The sequence below is a fragment of the Kribbella sp. VKM Ac-2568 genome (assembly GCF_004345365.1).
In the GTDB taxonomy this organism is placed as follows: Bacteria; Actinomycetota; Actinomycetes; order Propionibacteriales; family Kribbellaceae; genus Kribbella; species Kribbella orskensis.
The window spans coordinates 162,223-176,678 of the sequence record NZ_SLVF01000012.1 but is presented as its reverse complement, the minus strand read 5'-3'; the positions used below and the strand labels follow the sequence as shown (position 1 = coordinate 176,678).

The following is a 14,456-nucleotide window of genomic DNA, read 5'->3' as shown; positions in this document are numbered from 1 at the left end:
TGGCAGACACCCGGACCGTGGCCCGCATCGCTCACCGGAGGTCCACGACCGGTTGCGTTAGGTGAGGAGCGAGGTCGGGCCGGTGAGTGAGCAGTACTACGGTCCGCCGGCCCGCCGCCGCGAACAGATCCGCGAGCAGCGCCCGGGCGGTCTCCTCGTCCAGATGCTCGGTGGGCTCGTCCAGCACCAGCACATCGTGGTCCGCCAGCAACAGCCGGGCGAAGGCGAGCCGCTGCCGTTCTCCGCCGGACAACCGGGCTCCGTGCTCGCCCACCATGGTGTCGAGTCCCTGCGGCAAGCCGTCGACGAACTGTCCGAGCCTGGCCCGGTAGAGCGCCTTCCAGAGCTTCAGGTCGCTCGCGCCGGGCTTGGCGAGCAGCAGGTTCTCCCGGATGCTCGTGTCGAACACGTGGCTCTCCTGGGTCAGCAACCCGACGACCGACCTCACCTGGTCGCCATGCAACTTGGTCAGGTCGACACCGCCCATGGTGAGCTGCCCGGACCGTGGCTCGAGGAACCTCAGCAGCACCGCGGCCAAGGTGCTCTTGCCGGAACCGCTGGGCCCAGTCACGACTACCCGGCTCCCGGCCGGCACGACCAGGTCCACTCCTCGCAGTACGTCCGCGTCGTCGTATCCGGCGTACAGGTTCTTGATCGCGAGCTCCCGGCCGGTCGGGAGCGGTAGTGCCGCCGTGGGCTCGGTGACTGGGGTCGGCGTGCTCAGGAGGTCCTGTACGCGGGCCAGTGACGCCCGCACGCGTGTCGCCAACTGGGCGGCGGCAGGGATGCCGCCGAGCACGTCAGCGAGGGCCAGCGGGGTCAGCACGAGTACTGCGAAGACGGGGCCGGTGATGGCCGCTTGGTGGCCGAGCACTAGGCCTGCGAGGCTCGCTCCGCCGACACAGAGGACGAGCAGTGCATTGCCCAGCCCTGCACTCCAGGCCGAGCGACGCTCTGCGGCAGCCAGTCGAGCATCTGCCGCGCTGAAGGATGCCAGTACGTCGTCGACCGCGTTGAAGGCGACGACGTCGGCGGCAGTCAGCAGAGTCTCCGTCGCAGCGGCCGCGACGTCGCCCCTGGCTCCTGCGATCGACCGCTCGGCTCTCCGGGCACTACTCGCCGTCAGCCACGGCACCACCGTGCAAGCGAGCGCCACAGCGATAGCCACCGCGACACCCGCCGAGGGCAGCAGCACCACGAGCAGCGCAACCGTCGCTGTAGCGGTCACGGCGGCAACGAGCACGGGCAGGACCACCCGTAGCCAGAGGTCCAGTACCGCGTCGACATCCAGGAGCAGGCGAGCCAGCAGGTCCCCGCTCCGGAGCGAGGACAGCCCAGCCGGTGCCAGTTCCTCCATCCGCCCGGTGATCCGCGAACGGGTCTCGCCCAGCACCCGGTACGCCGCGTCGTGGGCCGCGAGCCGTTCGACGTACCGGAAGAAGCCCCGACCGATTCCGAACGCCCGTACGGCAACGATCGCCACCATCAGGATCAGCACGGGCGGCTGGGCGGCCGCAGTCGTGATCAGCCAGGCAGACGTGGCAAGCAGCGCCACAGCGGACCCCGACGCCAGCACCCCGGCCAACACCGCCAGAGCCAGCCGCGGCCGCGCCCGCCGATCCGGCTTCACCAACGCCCACCAGCCGACCGTCACCCGCTCTGCAGCCCTCGGACCGCCGCCAGCCTCTGCCACAGCCCGAGTCCCAGCCACACCGGCTCTGGTCGCGATGCTCATGCGGTCACCAGGCTTTCCACTCGGCCCACCTCAACCACTCGGTCCGCAGCAGCGAGCAGTGCCGGCCGGTGTGCGACCAGCAGCACGGTCCGTCCCGTGGCTCGCAGGTTGGCGACCACCGCAGCCTCGGAGGATGCGTCCAACCCGGCAGTCGGCTCGTCCAGCAGCAGGACAGGCGCCTCGGTGATCAACGCCCGCGCCAGTGCCACCCTGCGCCGTTGACCACCCGACAGCAGTTGACCGCCCTCCCCCACCGCCTTGGCCGGGTCGAGCTCAGGAGCACCCGCAGCAGCCAGGGCCCGCAGTACGTCGTAGTCGCTGGCGTCGGGCCGTCCGAGCCGCACGTTGTCCGCAATGCTCCCCAGCCGCAGTCCCGGCCGCTGCGGCACCCAGGCGAACTGCTCACGCCACCGCTCCGGCGCGAACTCGTCCGCCGCACTTCCCCCGGCCACGACCACGCCGCCCTCGGGCACAACGAAGCCGAGGATCGTCGCGATCACCGTGGACTTCCCAGCACCACTGGGCCCGGCCAACGCGACCACCTCACCCGGCCAGAGATCCAGGTCGAAGTCGCGCAGTACTGGCTCGTCCCGATCCGGGTAGCGCACTGTCACGTCGTGCAGGTGCAGCGAGGTCACCCGCAGATCCGGTACGTCGCTCCGCTCGCCGCGCTCGGGCAGTGGCGTCTCCAGCACGCGGAACACTTCCTCGCTGGCCGCGACCCCATCCGCGCTCGCATGGAAGTTCGCACCGACTTGCCGCAAGGGCAGGTAAGCCTCGGGCGCGAGGATCAACACCAGCAGCGCCGTCTCCAGCCCGAGCTTCCCCTCCACCAGCCGCAGTCCGACGCCGACCGCGACCAGCGCCACCGAGATGCTCGCCAGGAGTTCCAGGACGAACGACGACAGGAACGCCAGCCGCAGGCTCGCCATCGACGCCACCCGGTGCTGGTCGGTCACCCGGCGTACGGCGGCCGCCTGGGCCTTCGCCCGGCCGAACAGCTTCAGCGTGGGCAGCCCGGCCACCACATCAGCGAAGTGATGAGCCAGTACTGCGAGGGCGTGCTGCCGGCGCCGGCTGTGGGCCTGCGTCGCCCACCCCACCAACGCCATGAAGACCGGGATGAGCGGCAGCGTCACCAGCACGGTCGTCGCAGCGATCAGGTCTCCCGTGGCCATCCAGGCAACCACCCCCGCCGGCACTGTCGCCGCAAGGACCAACTGCGGCAGGTAGCGGGCGAAGTACGGGTCCAGATCGTCCAGGCCCTTGGTCAGCAGGGTGGTGAGCGCACTGCTCCGCTCACCACTGAGCCAGGCAGGCCCGAGCTTCAGCGAGTGCTCCAGCACCTGCCGCCGCAGCGTCGACTTCACTGCGGCTGCCGCCCGCTGTGCGACGACCTCCTGCAACCACTGCAGCGCGGCCCGTGCCACCAGGACCGCAGCCAACTGCCAGGCCACGCGGGTGATGTCGGCACCGTGCAGCACGACCCCGGCGATCCCCTTCGCCAGCAGGACCGCCTGGAGGATGATCAGCAGCCCGGTGGCGATCCCGATCAGCACTGAGCCGACCATGAACACCCGAGCCGCCCGCGCCCTCCGCAGCAACCTCGGATCCACCGGTTTCATGACACGGGACCGGGTTGGGGTGGGGACAGCGGTGTCACCGTGACCGGCTCGACGGTGATCCGCTTGCGGAACACCCAGTACGTCCAGCCCTGGTACAGCAGCACCAGCGGCGTGAAGATGCCCGCGATGATCGTCAGCATCTTCAAGGTGTACGGCGTCGACGCGGCGTTGGTGGTGGTCAGGCTCCACGCCGGATCGAGACTCGACGGCATCACGTCCGGGAACATCGCCGCGAACAGCGAGACCACCGCCAGCGCGACCGCGACCGCCGTACCCAAGAAGGCCCAGCCCTCGCGGCCGAACCTGTTGGCTACCAGCCCGGCCAGCAACGCCGCGGCGGCAACCCCTGCGACCACTGCGGAGGCGAGGTCGCCACGTATCCCATGAGCCCAGGCGAGGAAGCCAACGGCCAGTACGGCGGCTGCGAGACCGCTCAGCGACGCGAATCGGTTCGCCCGCTGCCGCAACTCCCCCGTCGTCTTCAGTGCCAGGAAGATCGCGCCGTGCGCCACGAAGACCGCAGTGAAGGCGACCCCGCCCAGTAGCGCGAACGGGCTGAGCAGGGATCCCAGACTCCCGACGAACTCGTGCGACGAGTCGATCGGCACCCCGCGGACCAGGTTGGCGAAGGTGATCCCCCACAGCAGCGCGGGCAGCACCGACCCGATGGTGATCATCGTGTCCATCCGCGAGCGCCACACCAGGTCGTCCCGCTTGCCGCGGTACTCCAGCGCCACCCCGCGCAGGATCAGCGCGACCAGGATCGCGAACAGCGGCAGGTAGAACCCGCTGAACAGCGTCGCGTACCACTCGGGGAAGGCCGCGAAGGTGGCGCCGCCGGCCACGATCAGCCAGACCTCGTTGCCGTCCCAGACCGGGCCGATGGTGGTGATCACCGCGCGCCGCTCGGGCTCGTGGCGGCCGAGCACCCGCAGCAGGATGCCGACGCCGAAGTCGAACCCCTCGAGCACGAAGTACCCTACCCACAGGCCCGCGATGACGATGAACCAGATCGTCGTGAGTTCCATGGTCAGCACCTCAGTACGCGAAGGAGAGTGGTTTGTCGGGCTGGTCCGGCGCATCGTCGGGCTCGACCGGATCCAGGCCCGCACGGATCGCCCGGAACATCAGCTTCACCTCGACCACGGCCAGTGCGCCGTACAGCAGGGTGAAGCCGATCAGCGAGGTCAGAACCTCGGACGTCGTGGTACCGGGTGAGATCCCGGAGGCGGTCGGCAGCAGGCCGAACACCAGCCAGGGTTGCCGTCCGGTCTCGGTGAAGATCCAGCCGAAGGAGTTCGCGGCCAGCGGCAGCAGCGGCAACGGCAGCGCCACCCAGGCCAGCCAGCCGGCCGGCGCCCGGCCCCGGCGAGTCGTCCAGAGCAACCAGACGGCGATCGCCGCCGACGCCATCCCGACCCCGATCATCAACCGGAAGGTCCAGTAGGTGAGCGGGATGTTCGGGTTGTACGAGCCTGGTCCGTAGAGCTGCTCGTAGGCCTCCTGCAGCGAGTTGATGCCCTTCACCTCGTCCTCGAAGTGCCCGGTGGCCAGGAAGGACAGCAGGTACGGCACCTTCAGCGAGTAGATCTCCCGGGAGCCGTCCAGCGTGCCGATGGTGAAGATCGAGAACGAGGCCGGCTTCTCCGTCTGGTAGAGCGCCTCGGCCGCGGCCATCTTCATCGGCTGCACCTCGGTCATCACCTTGCCCTGCTGGTCGCCGCTCAACGCGACCCCGGCGCCCGCGACGATGACGACGACGGCGCCCAGCCGCATCGCGGTCCGGAACGCGTCGGTGTCGACGCCCTTGCGCCGGACCAGGTGCCAGATCGCCACCCCGGCGACGAACGCGCCGCCGACCATGAACGCGGCGAAGATCGTGTGCGGGTAGGTGACCAGGACGACCTTGTTGGTCAGCACCGCGCCGATGTCGGTCAGTTCGGCGCGGCCGCGCTGGGCGTTGTAGCGAAAGCCGACCGGGTTCTGCATCCAGGAGTTCGCCGCCAGGATGAAGTACGCCGACAACTGGCTGCCGAGCACCACCATCCAGATGCAGGCCAGGTGGATCTTCTTCGGCAACCTGTCCCAGCCGAAGATCCACAGCCCGATGAAGGTGGACTCGAGGAAGAACGCGAGCAGCCCCTCCAGCGCCAGCGGGGCGCCGAACACGTCGCCGACGAAGCGCGAGTAGTCGCTCCAGTTCATCCCGAACTGGAATTCCTGCACCAACCCGGTGACCACACCCATCGCGATGTTGATCAGGAACAGCTTCCCGTAGAACTTGGTCAGCCGCAGGTACTTGTCCTTGCCGGTCCGCACCCACGCGGTCTGCAGACCGGCGGTGATCGCGACCAGGGAGATCGTCACCGGGACGAAGAAGAAGTGGTACACCGTGGTGATCGCGAACTGCCACCTGGCCAGATCCAGGGTGTCCATGCCGGCCTCCAAGCCGTCTACGACGTTACGTAGTAGATGCTAGCGGCGATCTACTACATTGCGTAGTTATACTGATCACGTGGCCACCGATGCGAGAACACCACGCCCCCTCGGCGACCTCGAGCGGCTCGTTATGGAGCAGCTCTGGGCCGCCGACGGCGCACTCACCGTGCGCGAGGTGCACGAGCGACTCGCGGGCACCCGCGATCTCGCCTACACCACAGTGATGACGGTGCTCGACCGGCTTGCCAAGAAGAAACTTACCGAGCGCGAGCGGGACGGCAAGGCCTGGCGCTACAAGGCCGCAGCGCCCCGCGAGGAGATGGCCGCGGATCTGATGCGCGACGCGCTCGACCGGGCCGGCGACCGCCGCGAGGCCCTGGTGCGGTTCGTCGGGCAGGTCAGCGACGAAGAGGCAGCCTTGCTCCGCGACGCGCTCGCGCGGCTGGAGGCTCGGGAGGGGTGATCACCCCGCTACTGCTCGCTGCACTCGCGCTGGTGCTGACCGGGCCGGCACCGGCTCTCCTGGCTCGCTCCAGCTGGCCGTACCGGATCCCCCGCGCTGCCGTTGCCCTCTGGCAGGCGATCGCGCTGGCCGCAGTACTGGCTGCTCTGGGGGCTGGGCTCGCACTGTCGTACTCGACGGCGGGTGAGCCTGGTGAGCCTCGATTCGATCCGTCGTCTGCGCGGGATCTCGCCGCTGCGGCTGTGCTTGCGTTGACTGCGCTTGTCGCTGTCAGGCTGGTCTGGGCTGTCGGGCGGGTTGCAGTCGGGACCAGGGCGCGGCGGAAGCGTCACCGCGATCTGGTGGACGTGCTGGCGACACCGGACGGGCTGATCCCGGGTTTACGCGTGCTGGCCGAGGAGACGCCGCTCGCCTACTGTCTGCCGGCAATGCGTGGCTCGAGGGTGGTCGTGTCCGTTGGTGCGCTCGACTGCCTCGATGACGGTGAACTGCGCGCGGTACTGGCCCATGAGCAGGCGCATCTGCGTGCCAGGCACGACCTGGTGCTGGAAGCCTTCACCGCCCTCCACCACGCCTTCCCCCGCTGGGTCCGCAGCGACGTAGCCCTCGACCAAGCCCGAACCCTGGTAGAACTCCTCGCCGACGACGACGCCCGCCGCCGCAACGGCCCCCTCCCCCTGGCTCGAGCCCTGGTAGCCCTAGCCGGCTCCCCCGCCCCCGAAGCCGCCCTGGCCGCAGCCAAGTCCTCCACGGTTCTCCGAGTCCAACGCCTAGCCGACCCGGAACCCAACCACCCGGTCTTGGCCTCAGCCACCTACGCCACAGCAGCCCTACTCCTTGTGGTCCCCACCCTCACCGTCGCCGCCCCTATCCTCAAGGCTCTCGCCAACGCGGTCACGTAGTACTGCGCCCCGCGCGGCTCCTACTCCCACCCGGGCCGCTGCTCCGTCGCGGGCTCAGTGAAAGCGGGGGCTCCCGCAGCCGAGGTCATCGATCGGGCACCTGGATCGGGTTCCGCCGAAGCGCGCTGGGCTGGTCAGCTCGGCTGGCTGGTTCCACCGCAACCACCACGGCAGGCTCCGCCGGATGGGCTCGGGTGGTCATAGAGCCGCCACCACGACGTGGCACGACTCGCCACCCAAGCCGCCCGCCCGAATTCCTGCTCCGGCTGTACCGACCGACAGGAAGATGTCGCTCACGACGTCTACCTCCCGCGCCTGCCCAGGCGTTCAGCACACGTAGTACTTCCTGTCTTTCCGTACGGCCCTCAGCCGCGTGGGACGTAGTACTAGCTGGGTTTGTAGCGGAGGAGCGTGCCGTTCGTCGCCCAGGGGGTTGCCTCGAGAAGAGTCAGCGGCTGTGGCGTGTCCTGGGCAGGGAAGACAGGTTTGCCACCACCAATCAGGATCGGGCACACGCGCAACTGGATCTCGTCCACCAGCCCAGCCGTGAGCAGAGTGTGGAAAAGACTGATGCTCCCCCACAGGATGATGTTCTTGCCGTCCTCGGACTTCAGGGCGGTGACTGCCTTGACCGGGTCGGTGACGATCTCGCCCGGCTCCCAGTCGCCCCATGGTGCGCTGTCGAGGGTCGACGAGACGACCACCTTGCGGAGGCGGTTCAGCTGCGGCGCGATCACCTCGTCGGTTGCCGTCGGCCAGAAGTCGACGAACAGGCGGTAGGTGTTCGCGCCGAGCAGCATCGTGTCGACGGTCTCGAGCAGGTCGAGGTTGTCGCTGTCGGCCTGGTCCGCGACGCTGTCGAAGAACGTGAGGTCGTCACCGGGCCCGGCGGCGTACCCGTCGAGCGACACGTATTCCTGGAAGATGAGCTCTCTCATCTCCCACAATCTAATGGCTTTGGTAGCTCAGTGGCCGATTCCCTTGCCCTCGCCGCGGGCGACCGCGAGCAGGACGAGTCCCGACAGAACCAGCAGAATGACCATGGTGATGACGAACGTCAGCACTAGCGACTTCTCTCCCCGATTGTTGCCGTGCACCAGCCTCACCAGTGCTACGACCTCAGTCTTCCAGAAGTTCCCCGAAAGCCTTCGCCGCCTCGTCGATCTCCCAGCGCAACGTGTCCGGTGTCACCACCAGTTCCACAAACGACCAGCCCGGTACGTCGGCCGGTTGCCACGCGCCGGAGATCGATTCGCGGGTCGCCTCCATCCGGCGTACGGCGGTCACCTCGATCTGCTCGGCCGGCCGCGGCGCGTAGACGCGGAACGAGTTGGTGTGCGGCGGCTCCGGGAAGACGCGGAATCCCGTGCTCTGCAAGGCGGCAGCCAGCTCGATCGCCTGCTGGTGGAGGTCTCCCATCAGCGGCAGTACGTTGCGGAGCCCGTCTCGCGCGGACACGGCGTACGGGAAGAGGGTGTAGACGTTGCCGCCGAGCCTGCGCTGCCAACGACGTACCTCTGCGATCAGGTCCTCGGGCCCCGCGACAGCGGCACCGCTCAGACCGCCCAGCCCCTTGTAGAACGACACGTAGACGGTCGAGGCCAGTGCAGCCACCTCAGCAAGACTGTGCTCCAGGTACGGCGTGCTCTCCCACAGCCGGGCGCCATCCAGATGCAGCGGTACGCCGCGCTCCGCACAAGCCTCGGCGAACACCACCAACTCGTCCCACGTCGGCAGCACGAACCCGGCGTCGCGCAAGGGTAGTTCCAGCGCCACAGCGGCCAGGCGACCCGGTATGGCGGCCAGCTCGTCCGGCCGGGGCTGCCGCGGCTCGGAGGTCAGCCGCTCGATGCGGAGGTGGTGCACTTCCTCCAGGGCGTTCAGCTCATGCTGCAGGAAGTGCGAGAGCCCGTGCAGCGCCACCCGCTGAGTGCCGGCCCGATCGGCGTACACCCGGAGCACACTCTGCTGAGCCATGATCCCGCTGGGCACGAACACGGCCGCGGGCTTCCCCAGCAGCTCTGCGACCTCCTGCTCCAGCAGTTCGACCTCACCTCCGGTCCCGTAGCCGTCGCGCTCCTCCTCGGTCGCCGCCGCGGCCAGCGCAAGCAGGCTGTCTGAAACCGGCGTCTTCCGGCCGGACAACCAGCGGGTGCACTCGGCGGCAGCAGCCTTACGGCGGGAACGAAGATCTTCGGAGGCGGTCGTCGTCGGGTGAGTCACGCATCCATCCTCCCCGACGTCGCAACCAGATTTAGACCGGCGTAGTCACCACGTGCTCGCCTTGGAGAGTCTTGATCTCCACGGAGCGGACCTGGTCGATCGGGATCAGCACACCGCCGCCGAAGCGGCTGCCCTCGCGCGCTGCCTTCTCCGAGACCACCCAGCTGCCCGCCACGAAGGTGTTGCCGGCCTTGTCGGTGACGAGCATCTCGCACTCGGCCCCGGCCTTCAGGCCCGCGATGTTGACCATGATCCAGCTCCAGCCGGCTCGCGGCTCCACCGTGGTCGCCATGGTCGTCCGGGTCACCGTGTCCGTGGCGGTCACCTGCTTCGACCCGGCCACGGGCGCATCGGGATCAGCAATCGTCTGACGACCGATCAGTACGCCGCCGCCCAGCGCGCCGGCGATCAAGACGACGGCAGCGGCCACCAGGTACCACGTCGAGCGCTTCTTGCGCGCCGCAGCCGCAGGAGGCGCGGCAGTCCCAGCCTCGGCGGCCGCAACCTCGGCCGCGGCGGTCGAGCGAACCTCCCGCAGGGTCCGCTGCAGCAGCAGGTCACCGTCAGCCGGCGGCCCGTCCAGGAAGGCCTCTGGCGGTACATCGCCGAGGAACTCCTTCATCTCGTCGAGCTCGGCCAACTCCTGGCGGCACTCGGCACAACCGGCCAGGTGCTCGTCGATCTCGCGGACCTCGTCCGGCTCCAGCGCGCCGAGGGAGTAGGCGCCGAGCCGCGAGGGATCGTGTTCGCTCATCGGGCCACCTCCGCTTCCGGTCCACTCATCACCGCGCGGAGTGCGCGGAGGGCGTAATACGATCTCGATTTCACGGTACCCGGCGGAACTCCGAGTTCCTTCGCGGCTTCGGTCACGGACCGGCCGCGGTAGTACAACTGCACCAGCACCTCACGATGTTCCGGCGATACCTGGTCGAGCGCGTCCAGCACCACCATCGTGTTCACCACCGCCTCGGAGTGGTCGCCCTCCACCGGCGGGCGATCCTCCACCTCCGCCACCTCGGCGGGCCGCACCGCGCGAGCCCGAGCCCGATCGGTGACGATGTTGCGCGCGACCGTCAGCAGCCAGCCGCGAACCGACCCCTTGCCCTCGAGCAGGTCGTCAGCGTGCTTCCACGCCCGGACCAGAGTCTCCTGGACAATGTCCTCCGCGGCCGCTCGATCACCCGTCAGCCGGGTCGCGTACGCGAGCACGCTGCGGCCGTGCTCGGCGTACAGCGAGCGGATCAACGCCTCGGCAGCCTCCGGCCGGCGGTCCGTGTCACCCACCGCTATCCTCCCGGCCTCGACTGTCGCGGTCGTTCGTACGATAGGCGATCCAGCGACCATGGGCAGCACAGGGGACACCGCAGGGCCCCAAGTGGAGCCCTGCAGCAGGTAGGTGGTCGCTTCCATCGGGGCTCAGTACCCGTCGCTGCCCGACCCCGAGGCCTGGGTGGTGATCTTCTTGCCGTCCGCGCCGACGACCCACCAGACCCCGCCGACACCCTGGCCCTCGGCCTCCCCGGCCTCGCTGTCACTGGCGAACAGGTAGAGCGGCAGGCCGGCCAGCGTGACCTGCTTGGTGCCGTCGGTCCGGGTCACCGTGCCGACCAGCGAGGCGTCCACCCCGTCCAGCTGCGGCGTACCGCTGCCGGCCATCACCGGCTGCCACTTGACGGCGCAGTCGCCGTCGCAGTTCGACTTCGACGGATCAGCGGTGTCCTTGTCGAACACGTACAGCGCCCGGCCGGAGCCGTCCACGACGATCTTGCCGAAGTTGCCCACATTCGCGGTGGCGAGCTTGGTGACCGACGACGCGGGCGCCGACTGACTGCTGGTGTTGCTCGGCGCGGCGGCCGGGGTCTCGTCGCCGCCACCACAGGCGGTGAGTCCGGCCAGACCGAGAACGGCTGTTCCGACGAACGTGGCGAAGCGCTTCATGGGACTTCTCCTTGGGTTGTGGGCCGTTCGACACCACCCACACGGACGGACGGGCCGACCGGTTCAGGGAGAGCTCCGCGGTTATCGTTACGTTATGAGTACCGACGCCACCTTGCCCCCGGCGGTGCAGCGCGTGCTGACCGCGATCGACGAGCAGGACAACGACGCCTTCGTGGCCGCCTTCGCCACCGACGGCTACGTCGACGACTGGGGCCGGCAGTTCCGCGGCCCGGAGCGGATCCGGTCCTGGAGCGACAACGAGCTGATCGGCAAGCGCGCGACCATCTCGGACCTCCGGGTGTCCACTCCGGGCAACCCTGTCACCATCACCACCCAGGTCGGCGGCGACGGCTACAACGGTCCCTCCCACTTCACCTTCGACGTCCAGGGTGACCTGGTCGCCTCGATGACGATCACGGCCTGAACAGGATCTTCCCCGAGCGGCCGCCCTGGCGGGCGTGGTCCAGCGCCTTGCGGAACTCCGCCAGCGGGTAGGTCGCCTCGACCTCGGCCCGCAGTACGCCGTCGGCGACCAGCGCGGCGAGCTCGGTGTATGTCTGCTCGAGCTCCTCGCGCGACGCGTTGTTCAGCCAGTTGACGATCCACAGACCGCGCAGCGACAACTGCCGATAGATGGAGTCACCGAGGCCGATCGCCGTCGGAGCACCGGTCACGCTGGAGTAGCTGACCACTGTCCCCTCGAACTCCAGCGACCGCGCCAACGCTCCCGCTGTGGCGTCGCCGGTGCCATCGAGCACCAGGGACAACTTCTCCTCCCCCAGCGCCTCGGCGATCCGCCCCGCCAGGTCGTTGCCATCGACAACCACCAGGTCGGCGCCGGCAGCCCGGAGCCGCTCGGCCACCTCCTCACGCCGTACGACGCTGAGGGTCTTCAGGCCGGTCTGCTTCGCCAGAGCGATCACGTACTGCCCGACGCCGGAGTTCCCCAGGTTCTGCCCGACCCACTGCCCGGGCTGCAGATCGACGTACTTGTTCAGGGCCAGGTACGCCGTCAGCGGGTTGATGCCGACCATCGCCAGCTGTGCCGGGTCACCCTCGTCGGGAAGCGGCACGATGTTGCGGGAGGCAACGACAACCCGGTCCGCCCAGGTGCCCTGCTGGTAGTTCGGCACGATCAGGACCCGCCGGCCGACCAGCGACTGGTCCACCGACGTACCGGCCTGGACGACCCGCCCGACCCCCTCGGAGCCGAGCGCGAACGGCGCCTGCGCCTGATATCCATAGGTGCCGGAGGCAAGCATGAAGTCCACCGGGTTGATGGCGGCGGCCTCGATGCCGACCAGCACGTCGTCCGGGCCGACGGTCAGGTCCAGATCGGTGACCAGGGCAACGGACTCATCGATGTCGCCGATCGCATTCAGGATCAATTGGCTCATTGTGCTATCCCTGTCTCAGTTGTTCGTGGTGAGGACCATGCGGAAACGCGCGGCACCGGACAGCATCCGGGCGTACGCGTCCGCGGCTTTCTCGAGTGGAACCGTCTCGACCATCGGCCGGACGTCGTTGCCCAGGCTGAAAGCGAGGTTCTCCTCGTTCTCGCTGGGTGTGCCGGTCAGCGAGCCCGCGATACTGCGGCCTCCGAAGATCAGCGCCGAGGTGGCCACCTCGATCGGGTCGCCGGCAGCGCCGACCACGATCAGGCGGCCGCGCAACGTGAGGCCCTCCACCAGTGGAGTCATCGAGGCGCCGGAGGTCGCGGTCGCGATGATGACGGTGGCGCCGCCGAGCTCCTGCAGAGCCTTGCCCGGGTCCACCGCCGCGCTGTCGATGTACTCGGTGGCGCCCAGCTTCAACGCGAGTTCGCGCTTCCCCTCGCCCCGCGCGATCGCGACCACCCGCAGGCCGAGCTTCACGGCGTACTGGATCGCCAGGTGGCCGAGGCCGCCGATGCCCTGGACAGCGACCAGGTCACCCGGCCGCGGCGCGCCCTTGCGCAACCCGTTGAACACGGTGATCCCAGCGCACAACAACGGCGCCGCCTCCGCCGCCCCCAACTCCTCCGGTACTGCGACCAGCCCGCTGGCCCGGGCGATCACGGATTCCGCGTAGCCGCCGTCGATCGAGTCGCCAAGCACCGGCTGGTCCGTGCAGTAGACGAAGTCGCCGCGCCGGCAGTTCGCGCAGGAGCCGCAGTGGCCGCCGAGGTACCCGAGGCCGACCTGCTGGCCGATGGTCCAGCCGGTGACGTCCGGGCCGAGCGCGTCGATCCGGCCGACCACCTCGTGGCCGGGGACGATCGGCGTACCGGCCGGGCGGTTGCCGATGACGTTGTGCACGCCGTACATGTCGCTGTGGCAGACGCCGCAGGCCTCCACGGCGATCCGGACATGTCCGGGGCCGGGTTCAGTCAGTTCGCGCTCGACCAGGGTGAAAGCGCCGTCGCCGGTCGCCTGCACCGCGCGGTACGTGGTCATATCCTGCTCCTAAGATGATCGGTCGTCTTGAAGTGGGTAGAGCTCTCCCCTGGAAAGGGGAAGTTGTTAATCCGACTGCTCTCGACGGAGCGGCCGGGTCAGGTCCGGCTAAGCGAGCAGGGTGTCGAAGGTGACGGTGAAGAAGTCGTCGAAGGGTTCCGGCGATCGCTCGGCGCGGACCCGGATCAGAGTGCCTTCCCAGGCGCTCACGAGGTACCGCCCGATCATCGCGGTGTCGAGCCCGGCGGGAATGCTGCCGGCCTCCTGCGCCTCCGCGAGCGCCCCGCCCAGCCGCTCGGCCCACAGACCGAGCCCCTGCTTCAGCAGTTGCTGGATGGAGTCATTGTGGTCGGCAACCTCGGTGGTGAAGTTGCCGAGCATGCAACCCCGAAGGTTGCCATAGCCGAGCACCTCGTCCCGCAGGTACTCGAAGTGCGCTCGGATCCGCGCCAGCGGCTCCACGGACTGGTCGGCCAGATCCCCCAGCCGCCGCGACACCCCGTACCGCTCCAGGGCCTCGATCGCGAGCGCTTCCTTGCTCTCGAAGTGGTTGTAGAACGACCCCTTCGGCACCCCGGCCCGATCCGTGATGTCCTTCACCGCCGCGGCATTGAACCCCCGCTCATGAAACTGAGCCTGCCCCGCCTCAACGATCTCTTCCCGCATGCTCCGCCTAGCCATGCGTCCAATATGACC

The 14,456-nt window shown here is 68.8% G+C and carries 16 protein-coding genes; 3 read left to right on the top strand and 13 right to left on the bottom strand.

From position 1 onward, the window contains the following. Positions 1 to 31: 31 nt before the first annotated feature. The 4 genes from cydC to EV648_RS31420 are packed head-to-tail and all read right to left on the bottom strand — an operon-like array spanning position 32 to position 5,796. Positions 32 to 1,735: a thiol reductant ABC exporter subunit CydC gene (gene cydC / locus EV648_RS31435; protein WP_241995775.1), complete on the bottom strand. Its 1,704-nt coding sequence runs from the start codon at positions 1,733 to 1,735 to the stop codon at positions 32 to 34. Then, positions 1,732 to 3,360: a thiol reductant ABC exporter subunit CydD gene (gene cydD, locus EV648_RS31430; RefSeq protein ID WP_132298752.1), complete on the bottom strand. Its 1,629-nt coding sequence runs from the start codon at positions 3,358 to 3,360 to the stop codon at positions 1,732 to 1,734. Before cydD ends, cydC begins: the two co-directional genes overlap by 4 nt. Then, positions 3,357 to 4,388, bottom strand: a complete 1,032-nt coding sequence (cydB, locus tag EV648_RS31425) for a cytochrome d ubiquinol oxidase subunit II (RefSeq protein ID WP_132298751.1) — start codon at positions 4,386 to 4,388, stop codon at positions 3,357 to 3,359. Before cydB ends, cydD begins: the two co-directional genes overlap by 4 nt. A gap of 10 nt (positions 4,389 to 4,398) precedes the next feature. Further along, positions 4,399 to 5,796, bottom strand: coding sequence for a cytochrome ubiquinol oxidase subunit I (locus EV648_RS31420; RefSeq protein ID WP_132298750.1), 1,398 nt, complete (start codon positions 5,794 to 5,796; stop codon positions 4,399 to 4,401). Between the two features lie 79 nt (positions 5,797 to 5,875). Here EV648_RS31420 and EV648_RS31415 point away from each other — a divergent pair, with 79 nt between their 5' ends. Both EV648_RS31415 and EV648_RS31410 read left to right on the top strand, forming a co-directional pair. Continuing rightward, positions 5,876 to 6,262: a BlaI/MecI/CopY family transcriptional regulator gene (locus EV648_RS31415; RefSeq protein ID WP_132298749.1), complete on the top strand. Its 387-nt coding sequence runs from the start codon at positions 5,876 to 5,878 to the stop codon at positions 6,260 to 6,262. Continuing rightward, on the top strand, positions 6,259 to 7,164 hold the full coding sequence (locus EV648_RS31410; protein WP_132298748.1) for a M56 family metallopeptidase: 906 nt from the start codon (positions 6,259 to 6,261) through the stop codon (positions 7,162 to 7,164). The genes EV648_RS31415 and EV648_RS31410 overlap by 4 nt, the downstream gene beginning before the upstream one ends. A 386-nt stretch (positions 7,165 to 7,550) precedes the next feature. Here EV648_RS31410 and EV648_RS31405 read toward each other — a convergent pair whose 3' ends face one another. The 6 genes from EV648_RS31405 to EV648_RS31385 form a co-directional block, all read right to left on the bottom strand. Next, a complete protein-coding gene (locus tag EV648_RS31405) occupies positions 7,551 to 8,102 on the bottom strand; it encodes a dihydrofolate reductase family protein (RefSeq protein ID WP_132298747.1) in 552 nt (183 codons plus the stop codon). 27 nt (positions 8,103 to 8,129) lie between these two features. Further along, entirely contained in the window at positions 8,130 to 8,270 is a 141-nt protein-coding gene (locus tag EV648_RS42785; protein ID WP_158292932.1) for a hypothetical protein, read from the bottom strand. 13 nt (positions 8,271 to 8,283) lie between these two features. Then, a complete protein-coding gene (locus EV648_RS31400) occupies positions 8,284 to 9,387 on the bottom strand; it encodes a low specificity L-threonine aldolase (RefSeq protein WP_132298746.1) in 1,104 nt (367 codons plus the stop codon). Positions 9,388 to 9,418: 31 nt separating this feature from the next. Continuing rightward, entirely contained in the window at positions 9,419 to 10,141 is a 723-nt protein-coding gene (locus EV648_RS31395; protein ID WP_132298745.1) for an anti-sigma factor, read from the bottom strand. Beyond that, entirely contained in the window at positions 10,138 to 10,671 is a 534-nt protein-coding gene (locus tag EV648_RS31390) for a sigma-70 family RNA polymerase sigma factor (RefSeq protein WP_132298744.1), read from the bottom strand. Before EV648_RS31390 ends, EV648_RS31395 begins: the two co-directional genes overlap by 4 nt. Before the next feature lie 132 nt (positions 10,672 to 10,803). Continuing rightward, positions 10,804 to 11,325, bottom strand: coding sequence for a hypothetical protein (locus tag EV648_RS31385; protein WP_132298743.1), 522 nt, complete (start codon positions 11,323 to 11,325; stop codon positions 10,804 to 10,806). Between the two features lie 94 nt (positions 11,326 to 11,419). Here EV648_RS31385 and EV648_RS31380 point away from each other — a divergent pair, with 94 nt between their 5' ends. Beyond that, on the top strand, positions 11,420 to 11,749 hold the full coding sequence (locus tag EV648_RS31380; RefSeq protein ID WP_132298742.1) for a nuclear transport factor 2 family protein: 330 nt from the start codon (positions 11,420 to 11,422) through the stop codon (positions 11,747 to 11,749). Here the strand turns inward: EV648_RS31380 and EV648_RS31375 are convergent. The 3 genes from EV648_RS31375 to EV648_RS31365 form a co-directional block, all read right to left on the bottom strand. Next, entirely contained in the window at positions 11,739 to 12,722 is a 984-nt protein-coding gene (locus EV648_RS31375; protein WP_132298741.1) for a zinc-dependent alcohol dehydrogenase family protein, read from the bottom strand. The genes EV648_RS31380 and EV648_RS31375 overlap by 11 nt on opposite strands. Positions 12,723 to 12,737: 15 nt before the next feature. Then, positions 12,738 to 13,760: an alcohol dehydrogenase gene (locus EV648_RS31370; protein WP_132298740.1), complete on the bottom strand. Its 1,023-nt coding sequence runs from the start codon at positions 13,758 to 13,760 to the stop codon at positions 12,738 to 12,740. A gap of 108 nt (positions 13,761 to 13,868) precedes the next feature. Further along, a complete protein-coding gene (locus tag EV648_RS31365) occupies positions 13,869 to 14,441 on the bottom strand; it encodes a TetR/AcrR family transcriptional regulator (RefSeq protein ID WP_132298739.1) in 573 nt (190 codons plus the stop codon). Positions 14,442 to 14,456: the final 15 nt, after the last annotated feature.

Excerpts from the sequence above, each read along its gene's own strand:
- cydB (WP_132298751.1), bottom strand. The coding sequence starts at position 4,388 with ATGGAACTCACGACGATCTGGTTCATCGTCATCGCGGGCCTGTGGGTA.
- EV648_RS31385 (WP_132298743.1), bottom strand. The coding sequence starts at position 11,325 with ATGAAGCGCTTCGCCACGTTCGTCGGAACAGCCGTTCTCGGTCTGGCC.
- EV648_RS31365 (WP_132298739.1), bottom strand. The coding sequence starts at position 14,441 with ATGGCTAGGCGGAGCATGCGGGAAGAGATCGTTGAGGCGGGGCAGGCT.
- EV648_RS31395 (WP_132298745.1), bottom strand. The coding sequence starts at position 10,141 with ATGAGCGAACACGATCCCTCGCGGCTCGGCGCCTACTCCCTCGGCGCG.
- cydD (WP_132298752.1), bottom strand. The coding sequence starts at position 3,360 with ATGAAACCGGTGGATCCGAGGTTGCTGCGGAGGGCGCGGGCGGCTCGG.
- cydC (WP_241995775.1), bottom strand. The coding sequence starts at position 1,735 with ATGAGCATCGCGACCAGAGCCGGTGTGGCTGGGACTCGGGCTGTGGCA.
- EV648_RS31370 (WP_132298740.1), bottom strand. The coding sequence starts at position 13,760 with ATGACCACGTACCGCGCGGTGCAGGCGACCGGCGACGGCGCTTTCACC.
- EV648_RS31375 (WP_132298741.1), bottom strand. The coding sequence starts at position 12,722 with ATGAGCCAATTGATCCTGAATGCGATCGGCGACATCGATGAGTCCGTT.
- EV648_RS31380 (WP_132298742.1), top strand. The coding sequence starts at position 11,420 with ATGAGTACCGACGCCACCTTGCCCCCGGCGGTGCAGCGCGTGCTGACC.
- EV648_RS31420 (WP_132298750.1), bottom strand. The coding sequence starts at position 5,796 with ATGGACACCCTGGATCTGGCCAGGTGGCAGTTCGCGATCACCACGGTG.
- EV648_RS31405 (WP_132298747.1), bottom strand. The coding sequence starts at position 8,102 with ATGAGAGAGCTCATCTTCCAGGAATACGTGTCGCTCGACGGGTACGCC.